The 23267-nt window shown below is 64.2% G+C and carries 27 protein-coding genes and 1 pseudogene; 7 read left to right on the top strand and 21 right to left on the bottom strand.

Annotation, left to right across the window (positions count from 1 at the left end; translation table 11 throughout):
* Positions 1–34 precede the first annotated feature (34 nt).
* Positions 35–688, top strand: a complete 654-nt coding sequence (locus tag DV027_RS09735) for a TetR/AcrR family transcriptional regulator (protein WP_130731618.1) — start codon at positions 35–37, stop codon at positions 686–688.
* A gap of 61 nt (positions 689–749) precedes the next feature.
* Here the strand turns inward: DV027_RS09735 and DV027_RS09730 are convergent, their stop codons facing one another.
* The 4 genes from DV027_RS09730 to DV027_RS09715 all read right to left on the bottom strand — a co-directional run bounded on the left by DV027_RS09730 (position 750) and on the right by DV027_RS09715 (position 5388).
* On the bottom strand, positions 750–1556 hold the full coding sequence (locus DV027_RS09730; protein ID WP_130731617.1) for a DODA-type extradiol aromatic ring-opening family dioxygenase: 807 nt from the start codon (positions 1554–1556) through the stop codon (positions 750–752).
* Between the two features lie 175 nt (positions 1557–1731).
* Positions 1732–1989 (bottom strand): hypothetical protein, encoded by a 258-nt coding sequence (locus DV027_RS09725; protein ID WP_240906385.1) that lies wholly within the window; start codon positions 1987–1989, stop codon positions 1732–1734.
* Between the two features lie 138 nt (positions 1990–2127).
* The gene (locus tag DV027_RS09720; RefSeq protein WP_408884463.1) at positions 2128–3348 is read right to left on the bottom strand and encodes an OprO/OprP family phosphate-selective porin; all 1221 of its coding nucleotides are present in this window, start codon (positions 3346–3348) and stop codon (positions 2128–2130) included.
* Positions 3349–3453: 105 nt separating this feature from the next.
* Positions 3454–5388 (bottom strand): N-acyl-D-amino-acid deacylase family protein, encoded by a 1935-nt coding sequence (locus DV027_RS09715; RefSeq protein WP_130731615.1) that lies wholly within the window; start codon positions 5386–5388, stop codon positions 3454–3456.
* Between the two features lie 294 nt (positions 5389–5682).
* Here DV027_RS09715 and panS point away from each other — a divergent pair, with 294 nt between their 5' ends.
* Positions 5683–6603, top strand: a complete 921-nt coding sequence (panS, locus tag DV027_RS09710) for a ketopantoate/pantoate/pantothenate transporter PanS (protein ID WP_130731652.1) — start codon at positions 5683–5685, stop codon at positions 6601–6603.
* A gap of 66 nt (positions 6604–6669) precedes the next feature.
* Here panS and DV027_RS09705 read toward each other — a convergent pair whose 3' ends face one another.
* From DV027_RS09705 to DV027_RS09695, 3 genes are all read right to left on the bottom strand, one after another.
* The gene (locus tag DV027_RS09705; RefSeq protein WP_130731614.1) at positions 6670–6858 is read right to left on the bottom strand and encodes a hypothetical protein; all 189 of its coding nucleotides are present in this window, start codon (positions 6856–6858) and stop codon (positions 6670–6672) included.
* A 125-nt stretch (positions 6859–6983) separates the two neighbouring features.
* Positions 6984–7913: a 2-hydroxyacid dehydrogenase gene (locus tag DV027_RS09700; protein ID WP_130731613.1), complete on the bottom strand. Its 930-nt coding sequence runs from the start codon at positions 7911–7913 to the stop codon at positions 6984–6986.
* A 19-nt stretch (positions 7914–7932) separates the two neighbouring features.
* Entirely contained in the window at positions 7933–8694 is a 762-nt protein-coding gene (locus DV027_RS09695; RefSeq protein WP_130731612.1) for a 2-keto-4-pentenoate hydratase, read from the bottom strand.
* A gap of 330 nt (positions 8695–9024) precedes the next feature.
* Here DV027_RS09695 and DV027_RS09690 point away from each other — a divergent pair, with 330 nt between their 5' ends.
* Both DV027_RS09690 and DV027_RS09685 read left to right on the top strand, forming a co-directional pair.
* The gene (locus DV027_RS09690; RefSeq protein ID WP_130731611.1) at positions 9025–9522 is read left to right on the top strand and encodes a hypothetical protein; all 498 of its coding nucleotides are present in this window, start codon (positions 9025–9027) and stop codon (positions 9520–9522) included.
* Positions 9519–10100: a peroxidase-related enzyme gene (locus DV027_RS09685; protein ID WP_130731610.1), complete on the top strand. Its 582-nt coding sequence runs from the start codon at positions 9519–9521 to the stop codon at positions 10098–10100. Before DV027_RS09690 ends, DV027_RS09685 begins: the two co-directional genes overlap by 4 nt.
* 101 nt (positions 10101–10201) lie before the next feature.
* Here DV027_RS09685 and DV027_RS09680 read toward each other — a convergent pair whose 3' ends face one another.
* The 4 genes from DV027_RS09680 to DV027_RS09665 are packed head-to-tail and all read right to left on the bottom strand — an operon-like array spanning position 10202 to position 14151.
* A complete protein-coding gene (locus tag DV027_RS09680) occupies positions 10202–11173 on the bottom strand; it encodes an ABC transporter ATP-binding protein (protein WP_130731609.1) in 972 nt (323 codons plus the stop codon).
* Positions 11170–12195 carry an ABC transporter ATP-binding protein gene (locus DV027_RS09675; RefSeq protein ID WP_130731608.1) on the bottom strand — a complete coding sequence of 342 codons (1026 nt, stop codon included), beginning with the start codon at positions 12193–12195 and terminating at the stop codon, positions 11170–11172. Before DV027_RS09675 ends, DV027_RS09680 begins: the two co-directional genes overlap by 4 nt.
* Positions 12185–13159 carry an ABC transporter permease gene (locus tag DV027_RS09670; protein WP_130731607.1) on the bottom strand — a complete coding sequence of 325 codons (975 nt, stop codon included), beginning with the start codon at positions 13157–13159 and terminating at the stop codon, positions 12185–12187. The genes DV027_RS09675 and DV027_RS09670 overlap by 11 nt, the downstream gene beginning before the upstream one ends.
* Positions 13156–14151, bottom strand: a complete 996-nt coding sequence (locus DV027_RS09665; RefSeq protein ID WP_130731606.1) for an ABC transporter permease — start codon at positions 14149–14151, stop codon at positions 13156–13158. The genes DV027_RS09670 and DV027_RS09665 overlap by 4 nt, the downstream gene beginning before the upstream one ends.
* Before the next feature lie 254 nt (positions 14152–14405).
* On the opposite strand from DV027_RS09665, the gene DV027_RS09660 reads away from it, so the two are divergent.
* Positions 14406–14729, top strand: coding sequence for a hypothetical protein (locus DV027_RS09660; RefSeq protein ID WP_130731605.1), 324 nt, complete (start codon positions 14406–14408; stop codon positions 14727–14729).
* A gap of 16 nt (positions 14730–14745) precedes the next feature.
* Positions 14746–14856, top strand: a pseudogene (locus DV027_RS18175) (CPCC family cysteine-rich protein); the annotation flags it as partial.
* A gap of 12 nt (positions 14857–14868) precedes the next feature.
* Here the strand turns inward: DV027_RS18175 and DV027_RS18075 are convergent.
* From DV027_RS18075 to DV027_RS09630, 9 genes are all read right to left on the bottom strand, one after another.
* Positions 14869–15003 carry a hypothetical protein gene (locus DV027_RS18075; RefSeq protein ID WP_275100999.1) on the bottom strand — a complete coding sequence of 45 codons (135 nt, stop codon included), beginning with the start codon at positions 15001–15003 and terminating at the stop codon, positions 14869–14871.
* Positions 15004–15234: 231 nt separating this feature from the next.
* A complete protein-coding gene (locus tag DV027_RS17545) occupies positions 15235–15405 on the bottom strand; it encodes a hypothetical protein (RefSeq protein ID WP_165399160.1) in 171 nt (56 codons plus the stop codon).
* An 80-nt stretch (positions 15406–15485) separates the two neighbouring features.
* Positions 15486–16754, bottom strand: a complete 1269-nt coding sequence (locus DV027_RS09650; protein ID WP_130731603.1) for an AGE family epimerase/isomerase — start codon at positions 16752–16754, stop codon at positions 15486–15488.
* A complete protein-coding gene (locus DV027_RS09645) occupies positions 16747–17550 on the bottom strand; it encodes an SDR family oxidoreductase (protein ID WP_207303467.1) in 804 nt (267 codons plus the stop codon). The genes DV027_RS09650 and DV027_RS09645 overlap by 8 nt, the downstream gene beginning before the upstream one ends.
* Before the next feature lie 167 nt (positions 17551–17717).
* Entirely contained in the window at positions 17718–17888 is a 171-nt protein-coding gene (locus DV027_RS17540; RefSeq protein WP_165399159.1) for a hypothetical protein, read from the bottom strand.
* Between the two features lie 165 nt (positions 17889–18053).
* Positions 18054–18188, bottom strand: a complete 135-nt coding sequence (locus DV027_RS18070) for a hypothetical protein (RefSeq protein WP_275100998.1) — start codon at positions 18186–18188, stop codon at positions 18054–18056.
* A gap of 412 nt (positions 18189–18600) precedes the next feature.
* Positions 18601–19623: an MYG1 family protein gene (locus tag DV027_RS09640; protein ID WP_130731601.1), complete on the bottom strand. Its 1023-nt coding sequence runs from the start codon at positions 19621–19623 to the stop codon at positions 18601–18603.
* 78 nt (positions 19624–19701) lie between these two features.
* On the bottom strand, positions 19702–20388 hold the full coding sequence (locus DV027_RS09635) for a phosphoribosyltransferase (protein WP_130731600.1): 687 nt from the start codon (positions 20386–20388) through the stop codon (positions 19702–19704).
* An 83-nt stretch (positions 20389–20471) separates the two neighbouring features.
* Complete coding sequence (locus DV027_RS09630; RefSeq protein ID WP_130731599.1) at positions 20472–21173, bottom strand: pirin family protein; 702 nt, start codon at positions 21171–21173, stop codon at positions 20472–20474.
* Positions 21174–21354: 181 nt separating this feature from the next.
* Here DV027_RS09630 and DV027_RS09625 point away from each other — a divergent pair, with 181 nt between their 5' ends.
* Complete coding sequence (locus DV027_RS09625) at positions 21355–22281, top strand: LysR family transcriptional regulator (protein ID WP_130731598.1); 927 nt, start codon at positions 21355–21357, stop codon at positions 22279–22281.
* Positions 22282–22323: 42 nt separating this feature from the next.
* Here the strand turns inward: DV027_RS09625 and wrbA are convergent, their stop codons facing one another.
* Positions 22324–22923, bottom strand: coding sequence for an NAD(P)H:quinone oxidoreductase (gene wrbA, locus DV027_RS09620; RefSeq protein ID WP_130731651.1), 600 nt, complete (start codon positions 22921–22923; stop codon positions 22324–22326).
* Positions 22924–23267 lie beyond the last annotated feature (344 nt).

Below are 23267 nucleotides of genomic sequence, written 5' to 3'. Positions count from 1 at the left end.
TGTGCCCTGACCGCCGCAGACCGGAAGTTTCACGATGTCGAACGCCATGACCCGACCGCGCCGCTCAGGCCGCCCCACGCCCGCGGATTCAGCCCAGCTTGACCGTTACCTGCTTGAAGTGGCGGGCAGCCTGTTCATTGCCCATGGCTATGCGGGTACCTCGATGGGGCAGATCGCGCGCGCGGCAGGGGCGAGCAAACAGACGCTGTATCATCGCTATGCCTCGAAGGAGGCGCTGTTCAAGGCGGTCATTACCCATTTATGCGCGCAGCTTCTGGAACACGATACGCAGGTTTCGCTGCGTGACCCGCTCCAGGCCCTGCATGCGGTCTGCCGGATGCTGCTCGACTTCATCATGCAGGAGGACGTGATCGCGACCTACCGCATGATGATTGCCGATGGCTACCGCTATCCGGCCCTGATCGACCATGCGATGGATGAAATCGTCGCCCCCTTTCACCGCCGCATCATCAACCTGCTGCGCGCGGCGGGGGAGGCGGGACAGATCCCGCCCGGCCATGACACCGAACACACCGCCCGCCTGCTCACCGGCCTCATGACCGGCTGGGCCATACAGCAGCGCCTGCTCGGACGTAACCCGCTGCCCGATACGGCCATGCGCGCGGCTTATGTTGATGATACGTGGCGGTTCTTCCTGCATGGGCTGGGCGTGCGGACAGCACCGTGAGCAGGCGCAGGGGCACTTCAGTGTATGTGTCCTGTCCTTGCTGGCGATGGGGCAGCGCGCCCTAGCCAAAGCGGAAGCCGGACAGGGCCTTGCCCATGACCGTATCAGTGTAATCCCGCCTGCCAGGGTCATTTCCCGCGGCCCCTGTGGCAAAAACCAGTGGCAGCAGGTGCTCGGGCGTGGGGTGGCAGATCCGCGCGCCGGGTGCCTGAACCCAGTGGGTCAGGGCCTCGGCGCGGGTGGGGGGCGGGGATTCCACCGCCCGCGCCAGCCATGTATCGAACGCGCGCGACGGGGCATCGGATTGCGGGTCGCGCCCCATCAGGTGGCGCACGTTGTGATAGGTCATGCCGGTGCCCACGATCAGGATATTGCATGCCCGCAGCGGCTGCAGGGCGGCCCCCATGTGCAGGGTATGCGCCGCGTTGCATTCACGCGGCAGCGAGAGTTCCACTATGGGAATATCCGCCTGCGGGAAGGCCAGCATGAAGGGAATGAACACCCCATGGTCAAACCCGCGCCCGGGATCGGCTTCGCCGGGCATGCCCGCATGGGCCAGCAGATCGAGCACCTTTTGTGCCAGCGCGGGCGCGCCGGGGGCAGGGTATTGCAGGTGATAGGTATGGGGCGGAAAGCCCTCGTAATCATAGATCAGCGGCGGGTGCGCGGCGGCTGTCACCGTTGGCACGCCTGTCTGCCAGTGGCCGGACATGACCACGATGCCATCGGGCCGGGCAGGCAGGGTGGCAGCGAGCGTGCGCAGATAGGCGGCCATGTGGTCCCACGTATCGGGCCAGTCCATGAAAAAGCACGGGCCGCCGCCATGCGGCATGAACAGCACCGGCTGGCGGGGTGGGGATGGTTCCATGAGGGCGTTCTCCCGGTGGTCGGATCCTGACAGGATGCTGCCTGAAAATAACCTGTTCATGCAGAGATCGGGTAAACGTCCCTGCGGTATGCCGGTTCTCTCGACGGCAGGCTGCCCAGGGCGCGCCTCATGGTAGACAGGGCCGGGCAGGCAATGCCGGCCCTGTCACGGGGTTTTACTTCCCGCAGCTTTTTTCAAACTCGTTGTGCACGTCCTGCTCGTTGATCTTGATTTCCCCGCGATAGACCGACTGGGGCTTGAGGTCCACGCGCGCGCCGCCAACCGTGACGGTGGTGTCGGAATTGATTTTCCACTCGCCCGAAGGCTCCTTGGACACGGACTTGCAGTAATCGGGGTGGCCCTGTGCAAAGGCCGGTGTGGCCAGCGCGATGGCTGCTACGGTTGCGAGAATGGAAGCAGAGCGGATCATCATGGTCTGTATTCCTCATTTATGTGCTGGTTATTGTCGATTCATCGACCTGATGAGTGTGCGCGGGTAAATGTGGCGAGCATTTGGCAACAAAAAGTTACAAAACCGCATATTCAGGAATTAGGGCAGTACCGCTACCGCTCAGAATTTGATCTGGAAAAGCGACATGACGGCATGAAAATGCTCAGGCACCCTGCCGCCGTTCTCCTGCCCGTATTCATACTGCACGGTGGTGCGGATGATGGCGGTGGGCCACCAGTTCAGGCCCAGCGAGCCTGTCTGCTGGCTGCCGCCGTGCACGGTGGCGGAATCCAGATTGACCTCGGAATAGCGGGCCGCGACTTCCAGCACGCCATAGCCGTTGCACAATACATCCTGCCCCCGCGCGCATGTGGGGGAAGAAAAGGCGGCCGTGCGCCCTTTCCACTGGCGCGGCGTGCCATTGATCGTATAGGCCAGCATGCCATACCAGCCATGAAAGTTCAGGTTCTGGCTGCCGGCAGTAGGGCTGGTGTCGAGCAGGATGTCATAACCCTCGCCCTGAAACAGCAGCCTTTTCCACGCTATGGCGGCCTCCGCGCCAAAGGCTCCGGCGGATGTCGCGGCAAGGCGGCCGGTATTGAGGTATTTCGAGACCGTGCCGGTGTTGAGTTCAGGGTTGTCGGACAGCGCAATGGCCGGGGGGCTGTGTGTCATGGAAGCCGGGCGGAACACCCATTCCCCCGAAATGCCGGCATGCACCACCATGTCATGGCTGCGCACCGGCAGCCCCACCAGGCGGAAGGCCATGGCGCGCTGGTTGCCATCCTCGCCGGGGCCTGCGGTGCCAGCAGTGGCGGAAAGGGCAAGATGGTAGCGCCTGCCATAGGCCTCCGCCTGCACGGCCTGCCGTTCGATGCCCGTGGCGAGGTTGCGGGTAATGGTGGAAATGCTGGAGCGTTCGACAAAAACCGTATCGCCCTGCGCCTGCATGGATTCAAGGCCGAAGCTGGGTTTGAAGATACCGGCGGTAAACACGAAATGCTTCAGCCCCGTATAGGAGACCTGCCCCTCGAACAGCCGCATGGGGCCATTGGGGGCAGGCCCGAAATCCCATATCGCGCCAATTTCAACCTGGTCATGGATATTGACGCGCACGCCGTTGCGCAGCCGTGCCCCGCGCGCGCCCGTGCCGGGATGGGCGGGGCCAGCCGAGACAAAGCCCCCCGTATCAAGCTGGTCGGTCGCGTAGGGCCGGATGGTAACGCCATGCAGCCTGACCACGGGCACGCTCTGGGCATGCAGGCTTGCTACCGGCGCAGCGACCGCCACGATTGCTACCGAGAGGGATGCCAGGCATCCGGTGTGCAGCCAACATGCCAAGGGTACGCGCTTTCTCCAGCCATAATCGATGTGGCGGGATAGCATGGCGGGCAGGGCAGGGTATCTATCAAAAAGTTGCGCAAACCGGCCGGGAGCGGGTGAAGATTACGTGATGGCGGCCCTGTCATTGACCACGCGCTCATCCATGGTGCTGGCCTGCTGGTGCTCGAGCGGGTGGTCACTGGCGCGCAGTACCCTGCCATGGCGTGTCGTGCCAAAACCCGGCACATAGCGGCCATTGGTCCACACAGGCTGGCCCGCGATCATGACATGGCGCACCACCCCGGTGGGGCGGTTGATGACCTGGCGGCAGCCAAATTCGGAGCGGTGCACGAATTCATAGGTGTCCTCCGGGTTCCACCGCCGCAGGGCCTCGGGGTCGATCACGCACAGGTCAGCCTGCGCGCCCACCCGCAGCCTGCCTGCGTTGAGGTTAAAGAAATCAGCCGGCAGGCCGGTCAGGCGGTGGATGGCGAGCGCCACCTTTTCCAGCCCGTCGGGCTGGGCGATCTTGAGGAAGCGCAAATTGCCATCATAAAAGGCGATATTGGCCAGATGCGCCCCGCTATCGTTGAATCCGGGCAGGGTCTGCTGGTTGAACAGCAGCTTTTTCAGCCGCGCGGGGTCGCGATTGGCGAAGGTTGTCTCCCACCGCAGGTCCGTATCCCATTGGCGCAGCAGGTGCAGGAGGAAGGTGGCGTCATCGCGCACGGGGTCGGGGAAGGTGGCGAAGAACGCGGCCTCTGCCGTATTGGCAGCGCCCTGGCGGCCCTTGGTGTGCTGCCAGCGCACAAGGCGCTCATAGGGGGCGAGCAGGGTCTCGCCCTGCCAGTTGGGCAGCGGGCATTCGGCCACTTTCATGTCGGCCAGGCTGCGGGTCAGCACGGTTTCTTCCTGTCGCATCAGGCGGCGCAGGCGGTCGAATGTCCAGCCCGATTTGCCCCTGAGCCACATCTCGCGAAAGCCCGCGATCCATTCCGGGTCGTTGAGAATGCGCGCCCGCCCCGCGCGGTCATCAAGCTCCAGTTCGTTCAGGGCGCGCAGTTGCGGTATTTCATCGGCAATGGGGTTGATTGCCCCATCGCTCCAGATCCGGAACGAGGCGGCCAGCACCTGAAAGCGGAACATGCCGCCCAGCAGGCGGGAATTGAGCATGGCCGAGAGCATGAGGCACATCGAGACTGCGGCGCGGTTGGTCTGCAAATCAATCGCGGCCAGCACCGTGGTCCTGAGCGGGCGGCCAAACAGCCGCCCGCTGGTGAGCAGGAAGCTGCGCACGGCATCGATGATGTCATCCTTGGGCGGTGTCGCCTGCCACACGCGCCCGTAGCGGCGCACGACCCCGGTCAGCTGCCTGAGTTCGCGAAAGCTGGCATATTGCGTGGGGATCTTGCGCTTTTTGTGCGGGTCGTTTGCCAGGAAATGAAAGGGCAGGGCATCGGTTGAAAAACCGGCATAACCCTGCGCCATGCCCGCATCGACCAGGCGTTCCATGCGCGCGCGCTCGCGCCTTGTCGGGCGGCGCGAGATGGAATCACGCAGGCCCATCACCTCGATGCGCAACATGGAATGCGGAATGAGCGGCACCACGTTGGGGCCAAGCTTCAGGCCGGAAAGGTGGTCGAGATAGCTTTGTGAATCCGTCCAGTCGCACGCATCGGCCACTTTGGCCAGCACGGTCTTGGGCATGTTCTCCACGCGGGCGAAGCAGTCCACGATCGGGTCCTCGCCCTCGCGGCGCTGGTTGCCATAGGTCACGCCAATGGAGCAGTTGCCAATGACCACCGTAGTGGTGCCGTGGCGCACGACCTCGGGCAGGGCGGGGTCGAGTTCAAGCTCGAGGTCGAGATGGGTGTGAATGTCAAGCAGCCCCGGCATGAGCCACATGCCATTACAGTCGATCTCGGTCGTGTGGCTGTCGGCCACGAGCATATGGCCTATGGCGGAGATCCTGCCCGCTGATACGGCGATATCGATTCGGGTGGGGCTTGCGCCCGTGCCATCGAAAAACAGCGCATTGCGGTAGATGGTGTCGGGCACGCAGGTCTCCAGGGGGGATGGTGGGCAGACAGCATGACGGGACAGTATTGCGGCGTATTGATGGCATTGCCCCGGCCCATGCCCCTGTTCCAACCGCCTGCAGGCCGCAGGGTTGCATGCGGCATTGCCCGTGTAAACCACTGCCCGGTGCTGCGCCGGGGTGTCGGGGCAGGCGCAATACAGGCTGTTCACGCGCAGGGCGGCCCGCTATGCACACGCCCTTGGCCGATGGGCATGGGGCAGGAAGATGATGGCGATGGATGTCAGGACAGGGCAGATGGGTGGGGCAGGCGCATGCTGACACGGCTTTTTCCCGTATGGGCGGTGCTGGTTTCGCTCGCAGCCGTGCTGGTGCCCGGTCCCTTCCTGCGCGTGACGCCTGCCATTACCCCGCTGCTGGCCTTCATCATGTTCACCATGGGGGTTACCCTCACGCCTGCCGATTTCGGGCGCATCGCGCGCAGGCCCGCGCCGGTGCTGGCGGGGGTGGGGCTGCATTACCTCGTCATGCCACTCGCGGCATGGGGTATTGCGCACATGCTGCGCATGCCGCCCATGATTGCCACGGGCATGGTGCTGGTGGGCTGTGTCTCGAGTGGCACGGCGTCGAATGTCATGATCTACCTTTCGCGCGGTGACGTGGCGCTTTCGGTCAGTATCAGCACGCTGTCCACGCTGGTGGGCATCATCGCCACCCCGCTGCTGACCCGGCTTTATGTCTCGGCGGGCGTGAGCGTGGATAGCTGGGGCCTGTTTCGCAGCATCATGGAGATGGTGGCCCTGCCGGTGTGCGGCGGTGTTGCGGTCAATACGCTGTGCCCGCGCCTCATCCGCCGCATCTCGCCAGTACTGCCGCTGGTGGCCATGGTGTCGATCATGATCATTATTGGCAGCATCGTGGCTGGCGTGCGGCCCGCTCTGGCCAGTATCGGCCCCATCGTGCTGGTGGGCGTGATCGTGCATAACGCCATCGGGCTTGCGGGCGGTTACTGGGGGGGCAGGCTGCTGGGGTTTGATGAATCCGTATGCCGCACGCTGGCGCTGGAGGTTGGCATGCAGAATTCGGGCCTGGCCGCCACACTGGGGCGGGTCTATTTCTCGCCGCTGGCGGCATTGCCTGGCGCGGTCTTTTCGGTGTGGCACAACATATCGGGCTCGGCGCTCGCGGCCCTGTGGGCCGGGCGGCCGCCCCGTCATGAAAACCCGCCAGAATAACGCTTTTCATTCTGGCCGCGACAGGGCGGGGCATGCCGCAACGCATGCCCCGTCCGTGCCGGGTGGTCAGGGCATGGGCGTCGTGTTTGGCGTATGAAACAGCAGGAACAGCGCGATGATGAGGAGGATGACAGGCAACAGCCCCAGCCCGTTGAACCCCGTACTTCGGGGGCCGCCGTACCAGCCGGAGCGATAGCCATACCCACCCCCGCCAATGGCGAAGATGATGAGTGCGATGATGAGAAGAGTCAGCATGGGATATACTCCACAAAATGCCTGCTGACCCAACGTGGCCCCTTATGGATGGTTCCGCCCGGCTACTGGGCGCGCTGGGGCGTTTTTCCGTTTTTTTCGTGCTTTATGGCTGTTGCGGCAGAAGCTCACACGACAGGGGTGGGCAGGGGCGTGCGGGCAAAGTGGGCGGCTAGGTTGGCCACCACCAGTTGGCCCATGGCCAGCCGGGTTTCGACCGTGGCGCTGGCGCGGTGGGGTTGCAGCACGGTGCGCGGCGATGTGCGCAGGGCCGCGGGCACATCGGGTTCATGCGCAAACACATCCAGCCCCGCGCCGCCCAGCGTGCCCGCTGTCAGCGCGGCCACCAGTGCTGCTTCATCCACGATCGACCCCCGCGCTATGTTGATCAGCACGCCCTCCGGCCCAAGGGCCGCGAGCACGGCCGCATTGACCAGATTGCGCGACCCCGCGCCCCCTGATGCCGCGACAACCAGCGTATCCACCCCCCGTGCAAGCGTGAGCAGGTCCGGCACGAACGCGCAGCCCGGCAGGTTCTTGTCGCGGCGGTCGGTATAGGCAATGGCCATGCCAAAGGCCCGTGCCCGTGCGGCTATGGCCTGGCCCACATGCCCCATGCCAAAAATGCCCATGCGGCGGCCCGATACCCTGTGGCCCAGCGGCGGAGCCGGATCATGGCCCCATGCGCCCGCGCGCACGTAGCGATCAGAGTCAGGCAGGCCGCGCAGCAGCGACAGCAGCAGCCCCATGGCCATGTCGGCCACGTCATCGGTCAGCACGCCCGGCGTGGTGGTGACCCGGATGCCCCGCCTGCGGGCTTCCTCCAGATCGACCGCATCGGTGCCGATGCCGTTGATGGCGATGATTTCCAGCGCAGGCAGGCTGTCCATCAACGCGCGGGGCACGCCCGTGCCGCCGCCGGTGGCAATGCCGCGTATGCGCCCCGCAACATCCGCGGGCACCCCGGCAGGCCCCGGCCTGTGCACGACATAGGCCGCCTCGAGCTGTTTCTCGATGGGGGGCATCATGGGTTCAAGCAACAGGATTTCGGGTTTCATGGTCATGTCTCCCGCAGGGTCAGGCCAGGTGGGCACGCACCGTGCCGATGGAGGGAAAGCTTGCGCGCACATCGGTGTCATGCACCACGAACATCGTGCCGGTTGTCGAGCCGGTCGTAACCAGGCACCCCGCCTCGATGCCCAGCCCGCGGCGCGCGGCATGGTTGGCCAGCCACACCAGCAGGCGCAGCGGGTCGCCCGCGCTGTTGCCGCCCACATGCTCGACCACCGTGCGCCCGTTTATGGTCAGGCTGACCGGCTCGCCAGTGGGATTGACGCCGCGCCAGCCCGCAAGGCCGGGGCCTACGATCAGCGCGCCGTGGCTCTGGTGGTCGGCGGTGTGGAGCAGCTTGTGCTGCGAGCCGGGTTTTTCAAACCGCGTATCCACAATCTCGATCATGGGGTGGATCGTGCCGATGGCCGCCATCACTTCATCAGCCGTCCATTCCGCCTCCCGTGCCGGGAGGGCCTTGGCAAAGCGGTAGCCGATTTCGGCTTCCACGCCCAGGTGGCGGCAGACATGGGCGGGCACGGTATCGCCATCCTCAAAGATCGTGGCGGCATGGATGGGCGCGGCAAACGGCTCGGAATGCGGGGTTTCCGCGCCGACCTTCCACCCCCGTACCGGCCCGAGATGCAGCCCCACCGCATCCTGCACCGCATAGGCATCGGCCAGGGTGCGCGGGGCCAGCGCTTCGTGCACGCTGGCGAGTGGATCGGTTTTGTGCTGCCTTACCGCAAGGAACAACTCGGCCAGACTGGTCGGGGCAGAAGTGGGCATGGGGTTTCTTTTCCAGGTCGCCATTCATGATTGTAACCTGCATGGTGGCATATCGCCCCGGGCAAGACCATACATGCCCCCGCGCCATGCCGCAGGCGCGGGCTGTGGCCCGGTTTGCGGGGGCAAAACGGGCAGGGAGGGATGAAATCAGGCCACGGGCGCGCGCCGCAATATTCATATTTGCACCGTAAAATCAGCGTTATGGGCAATAATAATAAAATGCGGCATGCGGGCATTTGGTGTATTGCGATGCAGGAAGTGCATGGTAGCCTCCGGCCCACACCCCACTGCCGGTTTTTGTGGAACCGGCGCATCAGGAAGTGGAACGCAATGCCCAACCCGTTCTCGACATTCAGTTCCCTGTCGGCGCAATCCCGTTCAGCCGAGGTAAAGGCCGCCCTGGCGGAGCGTGCCAGGATCATGCAGCTATGCGATGCCAGCGGGCAGGCTGTCGTTACCCCTGCCGCGTGCGGCAACCTGCCCCATGCCCAGCGCTGCGCCATCGCCATCCGCATTGCGCGGGCCAATGGCAGTGAAGAACTGGCCACGATCTACACCACCCTGCTCGCCACCATGCAGGCCCCCCCGCAGGTCGCGGCCATTGCGGATGGCGCGGAGGCTGCGGATGCGCGCGGAGCGGCGATCCTGTCCTATGTCGATACGGTAACGCTCACGCCTGCAAAGGCCAGCCGCGCGCATGTTGATGCCCTGCTGGGCGCGGGCCTGACTGACAGTGATGTGGTCAGCCTGGCCGAACTGGTGGCGTGCATCAATTTCCAGGCTCGCGTGCTGGCCGGCGTCCGTCTGGTCGAGGAGACATTCGCATGAAGCCCGTCACCCGTTTTACCACCGACACGCTTGACTGGGAGCCCTACATCACCCCGGTGGATTATGACACGGCCACCCCCGCCCAGCGCGAGGCCCTGCAGGAGACCCCATCGCACCGCAAGATCTCGAAATATACGCTCACGCTGGCGCATGACCCCGAGAGCCTGAAATACCGCTCGCCGCTGTTCAACCAGATCATGTACGGCAAGGATGGCCTGCCACGCGCGGAGCGTGAACTCGCGGCGGTTGCGACATCGGTGGTGAACCACTGCATTTACTGCGGCTCGGTCCATGCCGCGCGTTATATCGAGCTGACAAAAAGGCCCGAGGTGATGGACGCGATCTTTACCGATGGCGTGGCAGCCGAAATGGATGAATATTCGCAGGGCCTGTTCGACTTTGCGGTCGCCCTTTCCAAAACGCCCATTGCCGCGACACAGGCTGATATGAACCATGTGCGCGATCTGGGCTTCAACGCGCTTCAGGCGCTCGACCTTGTGCTGGCCAGCGCCATTTTTGGCTGGGCCAACCGACTGATGCACACGTTGGGGCAGGCGGTGGAACCCGCAGAAGACTGAAAAAAGAGGATGAAAGTTTTTGGGCGCCGCCTTTTGCAAAAAGGCGGCGTTCCCTGAAGCTTTAAAAAAACTTCTCCAAAAACAATATCATATGTCCGACCCTACGGGAGCGGATAATGGCAGGCGACTTCATGGCCGGGCCGCAGGGCGCGCAGGGCGGGTTCCTCCACGCCACACCGCGCCTGCGCGTGCGGGCAGCGTGTGTGAAACCGGCAGCCCGCAGGCCGATTGACCGGGCTGGGCACATCGCCACGCAGCAGCATGGGTGGCGGTGCGCCCACCACGGGGCGCGGCACGGCGGCGGTCAGGGCGGCGGTGTAGGGGTGGGCGGGCGCATGCAGCACGTCATCCGTCTCGCCACATTCAACAATCGCGCCAAGATACATGACCGCGACGCGGGTGGCGATCTGCCGCACCACCGCCAGGTCATGCGCCACGAACACATAGGTCAGCCCCAGCCGCTCGCGCAGGTCGGCAAACAGGTTGACGATCTGGGCCTGGACCGACACATCAAGCGCCGAGACCGGCTCATCCGCCACCACCAGCCGGGGCGAGGGCGCAAGTGCGCGGGCGATGTTGATGCGCTGGCGCTGCCCGCCCGAGAAGGCATGCGGATACCGCGCAAGCGCCGCGGCAGGCAGGCCGACGAGCGCCATGAGTTCGTGCAGCCGCGCGGTGATCGTTGCCACCGTGCGTTTGCGCCCGTCAGGCGCAGGGTGCACGCGCAGCGGCTCGGCCAGCAGGTCGCCAATGCGGCGGCGCGGGTTGAGGGCGGCGGTGGAGTTCTGGAACACCATCTGCATATGCGGCCGCAGCGGGCGCAGCTTTCGTTCGCTCAGGGTGGTGATGTCGCGCCCTTCAAACAGTATCTGCCCTGACGAGACATCATCAAGCCGCAGCATGCACCGCCCGAGCGTGGACTTGCCGCAGCCGGATTCACCCACCAGCCCCAGTATTTCGCCGGGCATGACGCGCAGCGATATGCCATCAACCGCCCTGAGGCTTTGCCCACGGGGCAGGCGGTACGTCCTGCGCACGTCGCGCAGTTCCAGAACGGGGGCAGGGTGGCTCATGGCTGTACGGCCTGTGCGGTGGCGCGGGGCGGCAGGGGCGTGCCCTCGGCGGGCAGCACGCAGGCCGCAACCTGTTCCGCCCCGATGCGGACCAGCGCTGGGGGTGCCTGTAGGCAGGTGGTATGCACATGTGCGCAGCGTGGGCCAAAGGCGCAGCCCGCGGGCCGCTCCTGTGGCGTGGGGGGCACGCCCGCAATGGCGGGCAGGCGGTGCGGGCGCGGGCCGTAAAGCGGGGGGATGGAGTCCAGTAATGCCGCGGTATAAGGATGCGCAGGCCGGGCGAACAGGGTGGCGGTCGGCCCGCTTTCCGCCATGCGGCCGGAATAGAGCACGAGCGTGCGCGAACAGGTCTGGGCCACCACGCCCATGTCATGCGTGATGAGCAGCACGGAGGAGCCATGGCTGTGGCGCAGGCCGCGCAGCAGGTCAAGGATCTGGGCCTGCACGGTGACGTCAAGGGCGGTGGTCGGCTCATCGGCAATGAGCAATGTGGGGTTGCATGAAAGCGCCATGGCGATCATGGCGCGCTGGCGCAACCCGCCCGAGAGCTGGTGCGGGTAGCGCTGAGCCGTGCGGGCGGGGTCGGGCACGCCCATCTCGGCCAGCAGTTGCACCGTGCGTGCCCGCGCGGCCCGGCGCGAGAGGCGCTCATGCGCGCGGATCTGCTCATCAATCTGCCAGCCAATGGTATAGACCGGGGTGAACGCCGTCATGGGGTCCTGGAAGATCATGGCGATGTCACGCCCGCGCAAGGCCCGCAGGGCGCGCGGGGCCATGCCCACCAGTTCCTGCCCGTGAAAGCGCGCCGAGCCACGGACCTGCACCCCGGGGCTGTCGATCAGCCCCATCAGCGCCATGGCCGTGACCGACTTGCCCGAGCCCGATTCACCCACCAGCCCCACGATTTCGGATTCATCCACGCAAAAGGACACGTTCTCGACCAGCGGGAGCATGCCGCCATTGGCGGGCACGCTCACGCACAGGTTGCGCACATCGAGCAGGGGCATGCGATCAGTGGGCATCACGCACCCTCGGGTCAAGGAGTAAATACACCATGTCCACCACCGCATTGGCCACCACCACGAAAATGGCGGAATACATGACCGTGGCCATGATGACCGGCAGGTCGAGATTGGTGAGCGCCCGATAGGTCAGCCGCCCCACGCCGGGCAGGCCGAACACCACTTCGGTCAGCAGCGCGCCGCCGCCCACAAGCTGCGCAAAATCCAGCCCGAACAGCGAGACGAACGTGACCAGCGCCGTGCGCAGCCCGTGGCGCAGCATGACCCGCGCGGGCGAAAGCCCCTTGGCGCGGGCGGTGCGCATGAAGTCCTCGCCCGCAAGGGCTACGAGATCGGCCCGCAGCACCCGGCTGTAGATGCCGATGAACATCACCGCCAGCACGACCCACGGAATGACCAGCGCGCGGAACCACCCGCCGGGGTCTTCGCTGAACGGCACGTAGCCCAGCCCCGGCACCCATGAGAACAGCCATGTGTCGTGATAGCGGCTCTGCGTGATCAGGTTGGTGACCTGCCCCAGCCAGAACACGGGTATGGAAATGCCTACCAGCCCCGCCAGCATGAGCGTGCGGTCCACCCACGTATCCCTGAAGGCCGCGGCCAGCGTGCCCATGATGATGGACACACTGACCCAGATGAACGCCGCCCCGCACACAAGGCAGGCCGTGACCGGGGCGGCCTGCAGGATCTGGGGCACTACCAGCTCGCCCCGGTCGGCGTAGGAGGCGAGATCGCGTGTGATGAACAGCTTTTTCATCATGGTCATGTACTGCACCGGCAGGGCGCGGTCGAAGCCGTATTCACGGCGCACTTTTTCCATGATCTGCGGCGAGGCGTTGCGGCCTGCAATGCGTGCGGTCGGGTCCGCGCCCGGCGTTGCGAAAAACACCGCGAATACCAGCACCGACACGCCAAACAACACGAGCAGCGTCTGGCCCAGGCGGCGCAGCAGGGCAGGGATCATCGTGCGCCCTCGCGCCCGTCAAGCGCATCGCGCAGGCCATCGGCCACGATATTGAGCGCCAGCACCACCGCCACGATGGCCAGCCCCGGCACGACTGCCACAAGCGGGCGGGTATAGATCAGGCCCTCGCCATCCTGAATGATGGTGCCCCATGAGGCCTGTGGCGCCTGCACGCCCAGCGAGAGGAAGGACAGCGCGCTCTCCGCCAGCAGGGCCAGCGCCATGAGCAGCGGGCCGAGCGTTACCAGCGTGGTGCTGATGTTGGGCATGATATCAAGCACCATGATGCGCCACCCCGGCACGCCAAGGCTGCGCGCGGCGGTGACGAATTCCGCCTGCCGCAGCGCCAGCACCCGCCCGCGTATGGGCCGGGCGGCATAGGGCACGTAGACCAGCGCTATGATGAAGATGGGAATGAGCAGGCTGTCCGCCCCCAGCACGAACGGACCGAGATGGATTTTCTGGCTGACCATGACAATGGAGAGTGAAATGGCAAACAGATAGACCGGCACCGCCCACATGATGTCCATGATGCGCGACAGGACCGCATCGACCACCCCGCCGCAAAAACCGGCCACGATGCCCGCAAGTGTTGCCGCCACAAGGCACAGCACGGCGGCACAGGCCGAAATGAGCAGGGAGTTGCGCCCGCCATAGAGCAGGCGGGCGGCAAGGTCGCGGCCCTGGCTGTCAGCACCCAGCAGGTAGGCGGCGTGCCCCGTGGGGCCTATGGGGCTGAGGCCGAGATGCAGCGGGTTGTCATTGGGCTGCATGATGTCCACCTCGTGGCCATCCAGCACGATGCTGCCCGCTACATTTGAGGCGAACGGATCGCTATGGGCCACGTCATGGGCATAGAAGGGTGCCAGCAGGCAGGCGCAGGTAATGAACGCCAGCGCGCCCAGCGCGCCCATGGCCGACCTGTTGCGCCCGAACGCGCGCACGGCCTGCCGCCACGGGCCGGATGGAAGGGAGGGGGAAGGCGAAGGCATGGTTGGTGGCGCACCCCGATGGCTTGCAGGACTGGGTTTGGGCAGGCAACGGACCTGAACAGATGGCTACCATAACCCGGCTTGCCCTCCATGCGGGAGTGCCTGCGGCCATTTTATGTCACGATCACGCAATGGCCTTGCAGCGGGGCGGTCTGCATCACGCGGCATGAACGGGATGTTCAGGCCAGGCGACGGCGCATTTCCGTGCTGAATTGCTGCATGGTGTGCAGGTCTGTCTGCCAGGTAGAAACCTTTTGTCCGTCTTCATCCGCAAATTCCATCTCTTCCAGATCGGTGTGGAAAGAGAGAATATCAGTCAGGCAGTAATTATCGGCAAAAATTATTTTATTTTAAATATAAACTGTCCCATCAATTACGGAGCAGGGCCAGGACATAAAGAAATTGACTCTTTCGGAGGCATGAACATTCACCAGGAAATACGATTTCCCGGTTGCCAGCACTCTTTGCGCTGCCGCAAGCCACTGTTCCTGATACTGGCGTGCATTCCCAATTTTTATGGTGCCATCATATCCTGTTATTGTGAAACCGACCCTGATAACAAAACGGTTTCTGCTTGATTGATAGGAACAGGCCATGACGGAACTGCTACCATGCCCGTGCTGTGAATCACTGGAAATTTCAGCATATGGAGGCTACGAAATCTGTCCCGTCTGTCATTGGGAAGATGATCCCGTGCAGTCAGCAGACCCGGACTATTCAGGCGGGGCCAATAAACTCAGCCTGAATCAGGCAAGGGCCTGTCATCAGGCTGAAGCACAGATTTAAATTTTCAGACTTCGCAACAGGCGATGACAGCGCGGGTTTTTTCCACAAAATCAGGCGATTCATCATTTATCCGCCTGCATGTGACAAATGCTGATTCCTTGATGTTTTTGGAGGACAGACTGAGCTGCGACAGGAGTATTTTCTTACACTTCTGGTTGTTTATCAATCTTATCAACGGCAAGACAGACCATTCAGGAGAAATTTTCATTAATTCAGGAAAGAATTCCAGAAGTTTATTTGTGTAAACATGATCATCCTGATCTTCCGCGGCCTTGAGTATCAGGAAACTGGCTTCATCTATTTCGTCTTTATCTGAAAATAGCCCAACATATCGGGAATGAAATCAGGAACAGGGGCAAAATTCTTATGAAGTTGCGTAACCAGTTGATCTACGGCCAATGTATCCGGATAATCCACGTCAAGCTGCTTTTTTAACGCACCCAGAACTGATCTGTAGGCTTCGTCCATATCATCATTTCTGTGAAAATTGCTGGCAAAAGACTTTATGGGCTGCCATTCCCATCAGGCGGCCTTTTGCCATACAGGCCCTAATTTTCCAGTAATGATATGGCAGTCGCAAAGCTTGGCGCAAGTGGCAGCAGCGGCGTGAGGGTGGCCTGCCAGGCGTGGTACAGATCGGCCTTGCCTGCATAGACCACGGCGGATGGCCGGTTGTTGCGGTCAAGCTCCTGTATCCAGCCGCCCCGTTTACGGTCGATCATGTAAAGGTCGATATAATCCCATATCGTGCGGTACCACTGTTCATACTGCGCGTGCCCCGTGCGCTTGAGCAGGGCGGCGGCGGCGGTCATGGCCTCGGCCTGGCACCAGTGGGGGCGGTTATGCACCACGGGCTGGCGGGTCCAGTCGATGGTATAGACCAGCCCTGGCGCACCATCGCGCGCCCAGCCGGTTTCCATGCCACGGTGGAACAGGGCAATCGCATCCTCCAGCAGCCACGATGGCGCGTTGCCCTGCGTGCGCAGCAGGGCGGCTTCCAGCTTGAGCAAAAGGTGTGACCACTCCACAAAATGCCCCGGTGTCATGCCATACGGGCGCAGGGCGTCGGTAGGGGTGTCGCGGTGGTAGTCGGGCAGGCGTGTCCAGTTCCGGTCGTAATGCTCGGGCAGACAATAGTCGGCCTCGCGGGCCAGCGTGTGGATGAAGCGCTCCACCACGCGCAGCGCGCGCTGTCGCCACACGGGGTTGCCCGTTACGTCCGCCACCGCCATGCAGGCCTCGACCGAATGCATGTTGGCGTTGGCGCCGCGATAGTTTTCCTCATCCGACCAGTCAGCGGCAAAGCTTTCGCGAAAGACGCCTTCCGCCTCGCTCCAGAAACGCTCTTCCCATACCTTTAGCGCCGCATCGAGCAGCGTGCGCCCCTCCGGCACGCCCGCAACTGTTGCGGATGAGGCGGCAAGGGCCACGAAGGCGTGCAGGTAGGCCTGCTTGCGGGCATCTTCTGGCTGTGCGCCATCGGTCGGGGGCGTGAGGAACCAGCCATCATGCATGCGGTCGCGCAGGGGGCCGAGCAGGTTCGCCACGCCATGGGCGGCAAGCGGACCACACCCCGGCAGGCCACGCCCTGACGCCACGGCATAGACATGGGTCATGCGTGCACTGAGCGTGCCATCCGCCGTGGCGGGGGGCGGCAGGTTGCCGTCGTCATCAAGGGCGGCAAACCCCTGCGCCACGCGTGATGGCTTGGAGAAATCAAGCAGGCGCTGGCCCTGCATGTCGAGCCAGCGGCGATGGGGCGAGAGGCGCAGCCATGATGCGGCGGGCAGCATCAGGGCGGGCAACGGCTCAGCCATTGACGATCATGCCGCCATTGACATGCAGGGTCTGCCCGGTCACGAACGATGAATCCTGCGCGGCCAGATACACGTAGGCCGGACCCAGTTCGCTGGGCTGGCCCACGCGGCCAAGGGCAGTCTTGTCACCCAGATGGGCAACCGAGTCCGGGTCGACCGGCCCCCAGCTTGCGGGTTGCAGCGGGGTCCAGACCGGGCCAGGGGCCACCGCGTTCACCCTGATGCCCTTTGGCGCAAGCTGTAGCGCCAGCGCGCGGGTAAAGCCCATCTCGGCAGCCTTGGTGGTGGTATAGGCCACGAGCGAGGCATTGCCCGCGAATGCATTGACCGAGGATGTATTGATGATGGCGCTGTCACGCCCCAGATGCGACAGGGCGGCGCGGGTGAGGTAGAAATAACCGTTGATGTTCACATCCATGTGGTGCTGCCACATGTCATCGGTAATATCGGTCAGGTCCTCGCTCACGTACTGCACGCCTGCATTGTTCACCACAATGTCGAGGCCGCCCAGCGTATCGACGGTCTGTCTGACCGCATCATCGCATACGGCGCTGTTGGCCACGTTGCCGCGTATGGCGAGTGCCTGCACGCCCTCGGCTTTGGCCAGGCGTACCGTCTCGTGCGCGTCTTCGTCTTCTTCAAGGTAGAGAATGGCGACATCGGCGCCCTCGCGGGCAAAATGCAGCACGGCGGCCCGGCCGATGCCACTGTCGCCACCGCTGACCAGGGCTCGGCGCCCCTTCAGCTTGCCGCTGCCGCGATAGCTCTCGCGGATATGCTCGGCCTGCGGGTTCATCAACCGCTCGACGCCGGGCTGGTGGGGCTGGCTCTGGGGGGGAATGGTGGGGGTGGCCATGCAGGCGCTCCGTTGTGGTGGAGGAAGGGCAGGGTCATGCCCCGCCTGTACCTAACGCGCGCACTGCGCGGGATGTTGCCTGCGCATTTGCCTGCGCCGGGCTGGTGTTACCAGCGCCCGCCGGGGCCGCCGCGCATGCGCGCGCCATGGGGGCCGTAGCCATCATCGTAATGACCGTCCTGCCACTCCCGATGGTGGCGGTGGTGTCGGCCATCGGCGCAACTGGTCATGGACAGGGTAAGCGAAAGGATCGCGAGGATCTGTAGGGTCCGGCTCATGGGGATCTCCTGTAACTGCCGACAGGCAACGTGGCAGGAGGCGAAAGGTTTGGGCGGGTGCAAGGGGAATATCTGCTCACACCCCGCTGTCTTGCCTTCAGGGCACATGAGGCGGGCCTGCCCGGCTTTTCCTGGCCGGGCAGGCCCGGTGCAAAGGCCCTCTGCCTAAAGAAGGAAGATCATCGCCGTTGAAAGTGCGAAGGCGATGGCCAGCAGGGCCGGGCCCATGATGTCCCACCGGCTGGCATAGCCGAGATTGTCCGTGCCGGTTTGAAAGGCACGGCGTAGGTGAAGCTTCATTGATGCCTCCTGTATCCGGAGCCTGCGGCCGATCCGGCGTGCCTGTCGGGCCGCATGTTCATATTCATATGAAGATAAAGGATAACCATAGCGCCAGCGTCAGCAGGACCATGCCAAGCCCAACCAGATCCATGACACCGGGGTTTGTGCGGTACCGTGTTCCCATATTCATGGCAACCTCCCATGCGGGGGGACATGTCCCGCCCGATGGAGATGACGTGGGATGCACTGTGGCTGCCGCAAAGAGGCGCAAGAGCCGGATGAATGGCCCGTCCCATCACGTTTATGGCATCGACAGGCGCGTGTCCCCCGCAAGGGCAGGCAAGCCTGCTTCAGCCGCCGCTTTTTTCAACAGGGTGGCGGCTGGGTCGATAAAGGCCGCGCCCCTGTATGGTCAGGGGCGCATGCGGGTTCAGCCCTTTGCCTGGGCTGCATCGATCTCGAGGGCGAGCTGCGCCATTTTCAGCGCGCCCGCGCGGCTGGCCGCCCCGCAGATGAAGCGGGCAGGATGGGCGAAGACCGCATCGGCAACGCCGGATACGCTGGCCAGTGTCGCGCCATCAAGGCCACGCCAGGCCTCGGGCAGGGAGACACGCTGGCCAAAGTCACCGCGCACGGGCGGAATGGCCTTGACGTTCCACCGGTCGGGCGCTGCGGGGGAGACGACATAGACCACCGGCAGGTCGTGGTCGAAAATGACCTTTTCCGTCGGCATGCCGGTTTCCATGAGCAGGATGCGCTTGTCTTCCGCCTGTGCATAGGCGGCAAGCACGCGGCTTTCCGCCTTGAGGCTGGCGCGCACGCGGTCGATCATGTTGACGAGATGCCCCGCCACCGCCACCGCCGCGTTGGCGAAGCCTTCGGTCTCGCGGGTTTTGGCGGCATCGGGGCCGTACAGTTCAACCGTGTCCCATGTGGGGCGGCAGGCGGAGACGATATCGGCCAGCGAGAGCTTGCCCATCTTGGTCACGCCATTATCATCAAGGTCGATGGGCAGCACGAGCGAGCGGTCAAGGCTCTGCCATATGGCGGCGACCTCGGGTTCCGGCGCCGGGTTTTTCAGGATGCTGCGGATCGCGGCCATGCCGTAATCCTTCCACAACAGCCCGGCCGCGCTATAGGGCGTGCCATCCTCGCGCAGGGGCTTTTCCTTCATGTGGTGGTCATAGCGGCCCGTGGCGGGGTCATATCTGCCGCCCACGTCAAAGACGATGTCGGCTGCGGCAATGCGCTCGGGCGAACGGGTGCGTGCAAACGCCAGCCGCCCGTCCGGGCCGGTGCCCATCACGCGCCCGCGCAGGTCGCCATCGGGTGCCAGCGCGTAATGCAGGATCACATAGCCCAGCGTCTCATCAAGGTGGAAGTTACCTGAATGTGTCACCGCGCTGATGGGAGCGGTGGGGTTTTCAAGACCGATGGGCGTGTGTTCTGACATAAGGCGACCTGCTGCGGGCAAAAGTGAACGTGATAGTGCCGTCATGCCGCAAAGCCCCCGGCAAGACAATGGGCAGTTTCAGGTGCCGGGCAGGGGGTGCCAGCCATCGGCCTGCCTGCCAAAGAGCGGAATATGGCCCAGCGCATGCACCGGTGGTACGGTGCCGGGGCAGGCCGCCTCCAGCGCCGTGCGCCAGGCCCAGCCTTCGGTCAGCACGGCTGCAATGGCCACCACGCATGCCCCTGCGTGCTCGAGCAGGCGCACCGCAGCCGCAGCCGTGCGCCCGGTGTTGAGCACATCATCAATCACCACCACGCGCCTGCCCCGCACGCGTTCCACCAGCGCGGGGTCAAGGTACAGGTGCTTTGTCTGGTCGGGGCTGGTCGAGGATGTCAGCGGGATGGCAAGGCTGTCATCGTACCAGAATTTGCGTGAATGCCCCAGCGCCACGTAGTCACCCATGCCAAGCTTTTCCGCCACGGGCCGGGCATAGGCCAGCCCCATGGTGGGCACGCCCACGATCGCCTGGGGCGCAAGCGGGCCGACCATTCCGGCCAGCTGGCGGATGAGGGTGTGCTCCACGGCAAAGCCGGTCTGGTTGGCCATGAGCAGGGCGATGGCCCGCTCATGGCCGGGCAGGGCGCGTAGCGGCAGGGTCAGGGTGGAGCCATCAGGCAGTCGCACCGGATAGGATTCACCATAGGGCGCAGGAGCAACGGGTGCGCCCTCAGGCGACCATGTGGCGTGGTAGGCGGGAAGGGTCACGGATCAATGGGTCCAGGTTATGGCGTGGTCAGTCCGGGGCGCGGTATTGCGCCCCGGACTGCATGATACACACTACCCACGGTTCAGGCGATGGTATCGACCAGAATGATCTCGGCATCCTCGAGCGCGCGCACGTGCACGGTCTCGATATCGGACAGCGCCGCCCCATCACGCTCGCCAACCCGCACGCCGTCTATTTCCACCGCGCCGCGCGCGGGCACCAGGTAGCCCAGGCGCTGCGCCCCCAGCCTGTAGGTGGCTGTCTGCCCCTTGGCCAGGGTGGCGCCGAGCACGCGGGCATCGGCATTGATGGGCAGGGCGTCATCATCACCCGGCCGCCCCGAGGCCAGCACCACGAACTGCCCGGCACGCTCATTGCGCGGGAAGGCGCGCGTGCCCCATGAGGGCGCATGGCCCGCGCGGTCGGGCATGATCCAGATCTGGAACAGGCGCGTGGCGACCGTGTCGCGGTTGTATTCGCTGTGGCGGATGCCGGTGCCAGCCGACATCACCTGCACGTCGCCTGCCTCGGTGCGCCCGGTATTGCCCAGGCTGTCGGTATGGGTGATGGCGCCTTCGCGCACGAAGGTGATGATTTCCATATCCCGGTGCGGATGGGTGCCAAAGCCGGTGCCGGGTGCGATCATGTCGTCATTCCATACCCGCAGCGCGCCCCAGTGCATGCGGGCGGGATCATGATACCCCGCAAACGAAAAATGATGCCTTGCATCAAGCCAGCCATGGTTGGCGTGGCCCAGCTGGCCAAAGGGTCGGACTTCGATCATCGGTTTTTTTCCTTTCTGTTGCCCTCATGGTATCGGCCCGGGTCTGGTGTTTATATAGAAATGAATGAAACCTTTCATTTCCCGTTTTTACATCGTCTGTGCATCACAGGCCGGCGTAGAGACAGCGGCCCGCAGATAAGTTAGGGAAACATATGGCGCGCCCCCTTTCCCGAGTTTGCCGATGAGACTGCCGGATTTCGAAGCCTGGGCCATTTTTGCAAAAGTGGCGGAGCGCGGCTCGTTTGCCCGCGCGGCGGAGGACATACAGCTCTCCAAGCCCACCGTCTCAAAGGCCATCAGCCGGCTTGAGCAGTCGCTTGGCGTGGCCCTGTTCAACCGCAATTCGCGCCAGATGTCGCTGACCGAGACCGGGCGCATGCTGCTGGGCCATGCCAACACCATCGTGGCCGAAGCCGAGGCCGCCGAGACACAGGCCCGCGGCGGCACGCGCGCGCCTTCGGGGCTGATCCGCATGGCCGCCCCCATGACCTTTGGCATACAGCACCTGGCTCCCGTTCTGCCCGAATTCCTGCGGCGCTATCCCGAAATCGACCTCACTATCGATTACAGCGATGCGCTGGTTGACCTGGTGGCAGGCGGCTATGACCTGGCGCTACGGATCGCGGCGCTGGCCGATTCATCGCTGCGTGCCCGGCGGCTGTGCAGCGTGCGGCTGGCGCTGGTGTGCACGCCCGGCTACCTGGCGCAGATTGGCGCGCCGGAGCATCCGCGCGCGCTGGCAGGGCACAGGAGCTTTGTCTATACCAATACCGCAGCCCCCGGCATGATCCGCCTGCACCATGAAAGCGATGGCCGGGAATTCGTGCTTTCGCAGACAGCGCGGCTGCGGGCTGATAACGCGGCGGGCTTCCTGCCTGCGCTCGAAGCGGGGCTGGGGTTTGGCCTGTTCCCCGAATTCATGGTGTGGGAGGGGCTGAAGGCGGGCCGCTTCGTGCGCATGCTGCCCGGATGGGATGTCCCGCCGGTGGGGCTGTACCTCATCACGCCCGCAAGCGGGCTGCGCCCCATCCGGGTCAATGCGTTCATTGATTATCTGGTGGGTGCCTTTGACCACCCGCCCTGGGCGCGGGAAGGTGGCTGCCCGTAGGCGGCGCGGTCGCCCCCGGCGCAACGGGCCGGGGGCAGGCGCTCAGGCGGTGAGCTTGCGCGCAAGTCCTGCCACGTGCTGGCCAAGATAATGCGCACCATCAAGCTCGGTGGGGCTGGGCTGGCGCGAACCGTCGCCTGCCGCGATGGTGGTGGCACCATAAGGCGCGCCGCCAGTCACTTCATCGAGCCGCATCTGGCCCTGAAAGCTGTAGGGCAGGCCGGTGATGACCATGCCATGATGCAAAAGGTTCGTTATCAGCGAGAACAGCGTGGTTTCCTGCCCGCCATGCTGTGTTGCGGTGGAGGTGAACACCGCGCCCACCTTGCCAACCAGCGCGCCCTTGAGCCACAGCCCGCCGGTCTGGTCCCAGAAATTGGCCATCTGTGAAGGCAGGCGGCCAAAACGGGTGGGCGCGCCGACGATGATGGCATCATACTCCGGCAGTTCCGCCGTGGTGGCGAGGGGGGCACTCTGCTCGGTTTTGAAATGATGGTTTTTGGCGACGTCCTCGGGCACGAGTTCCGGCACGCGCTTGACCACGGCCTCCAGCCCGGCCTCGCGCACGCCTTCGGCCACGGCGTGGGCCATCGTTTCCACATGGCCGTAGGATGAGTAATACAGTACGAGAACCTTGGGCATAGTCATGACCTTCCGCTATGTTGCACGCTGCGCCACCGGGCCAGCCCGGCAGGCGCCTTGACAATACGGCCCCCTGTGCCGGGCGATACGCCAAAATTGGAAACGCTTCGTTTCCGGGGCTTGAAGGCTGCCTGCGGGCAGAAACGTGGTTTCACGCAATGCGTTGATAAAATGAGCGCAATTTCATGCGGGCAGGGGCACGAACATGGTGGCGGTGACCCCGTCGGCGCGCCATTGCATGTCGAACGTGCCCGCGCAGGCCTTGACGATGCGGCTGATCAGGCGCAGCCCCTGCCCGCGCGCGGCGCGTGCTGGCAGGGGCTGCGCCTGATCAGCCGCGTCGT

It is taken from the genome of Komagataeibacter xylinus (genome assembly GCF_004302915.1).
GTDB classification, from domain to species: domain Bacteria; phylum Pseudomonadota; class Alphaproteobacteria; order Acetobacterales; family Acetobacteraceae; genus Komagataeibacter; species Komagataeibacter xylinus_C.
This window is presented reverse-complemented; position numbering and strand designations above follow the sequence as displayed.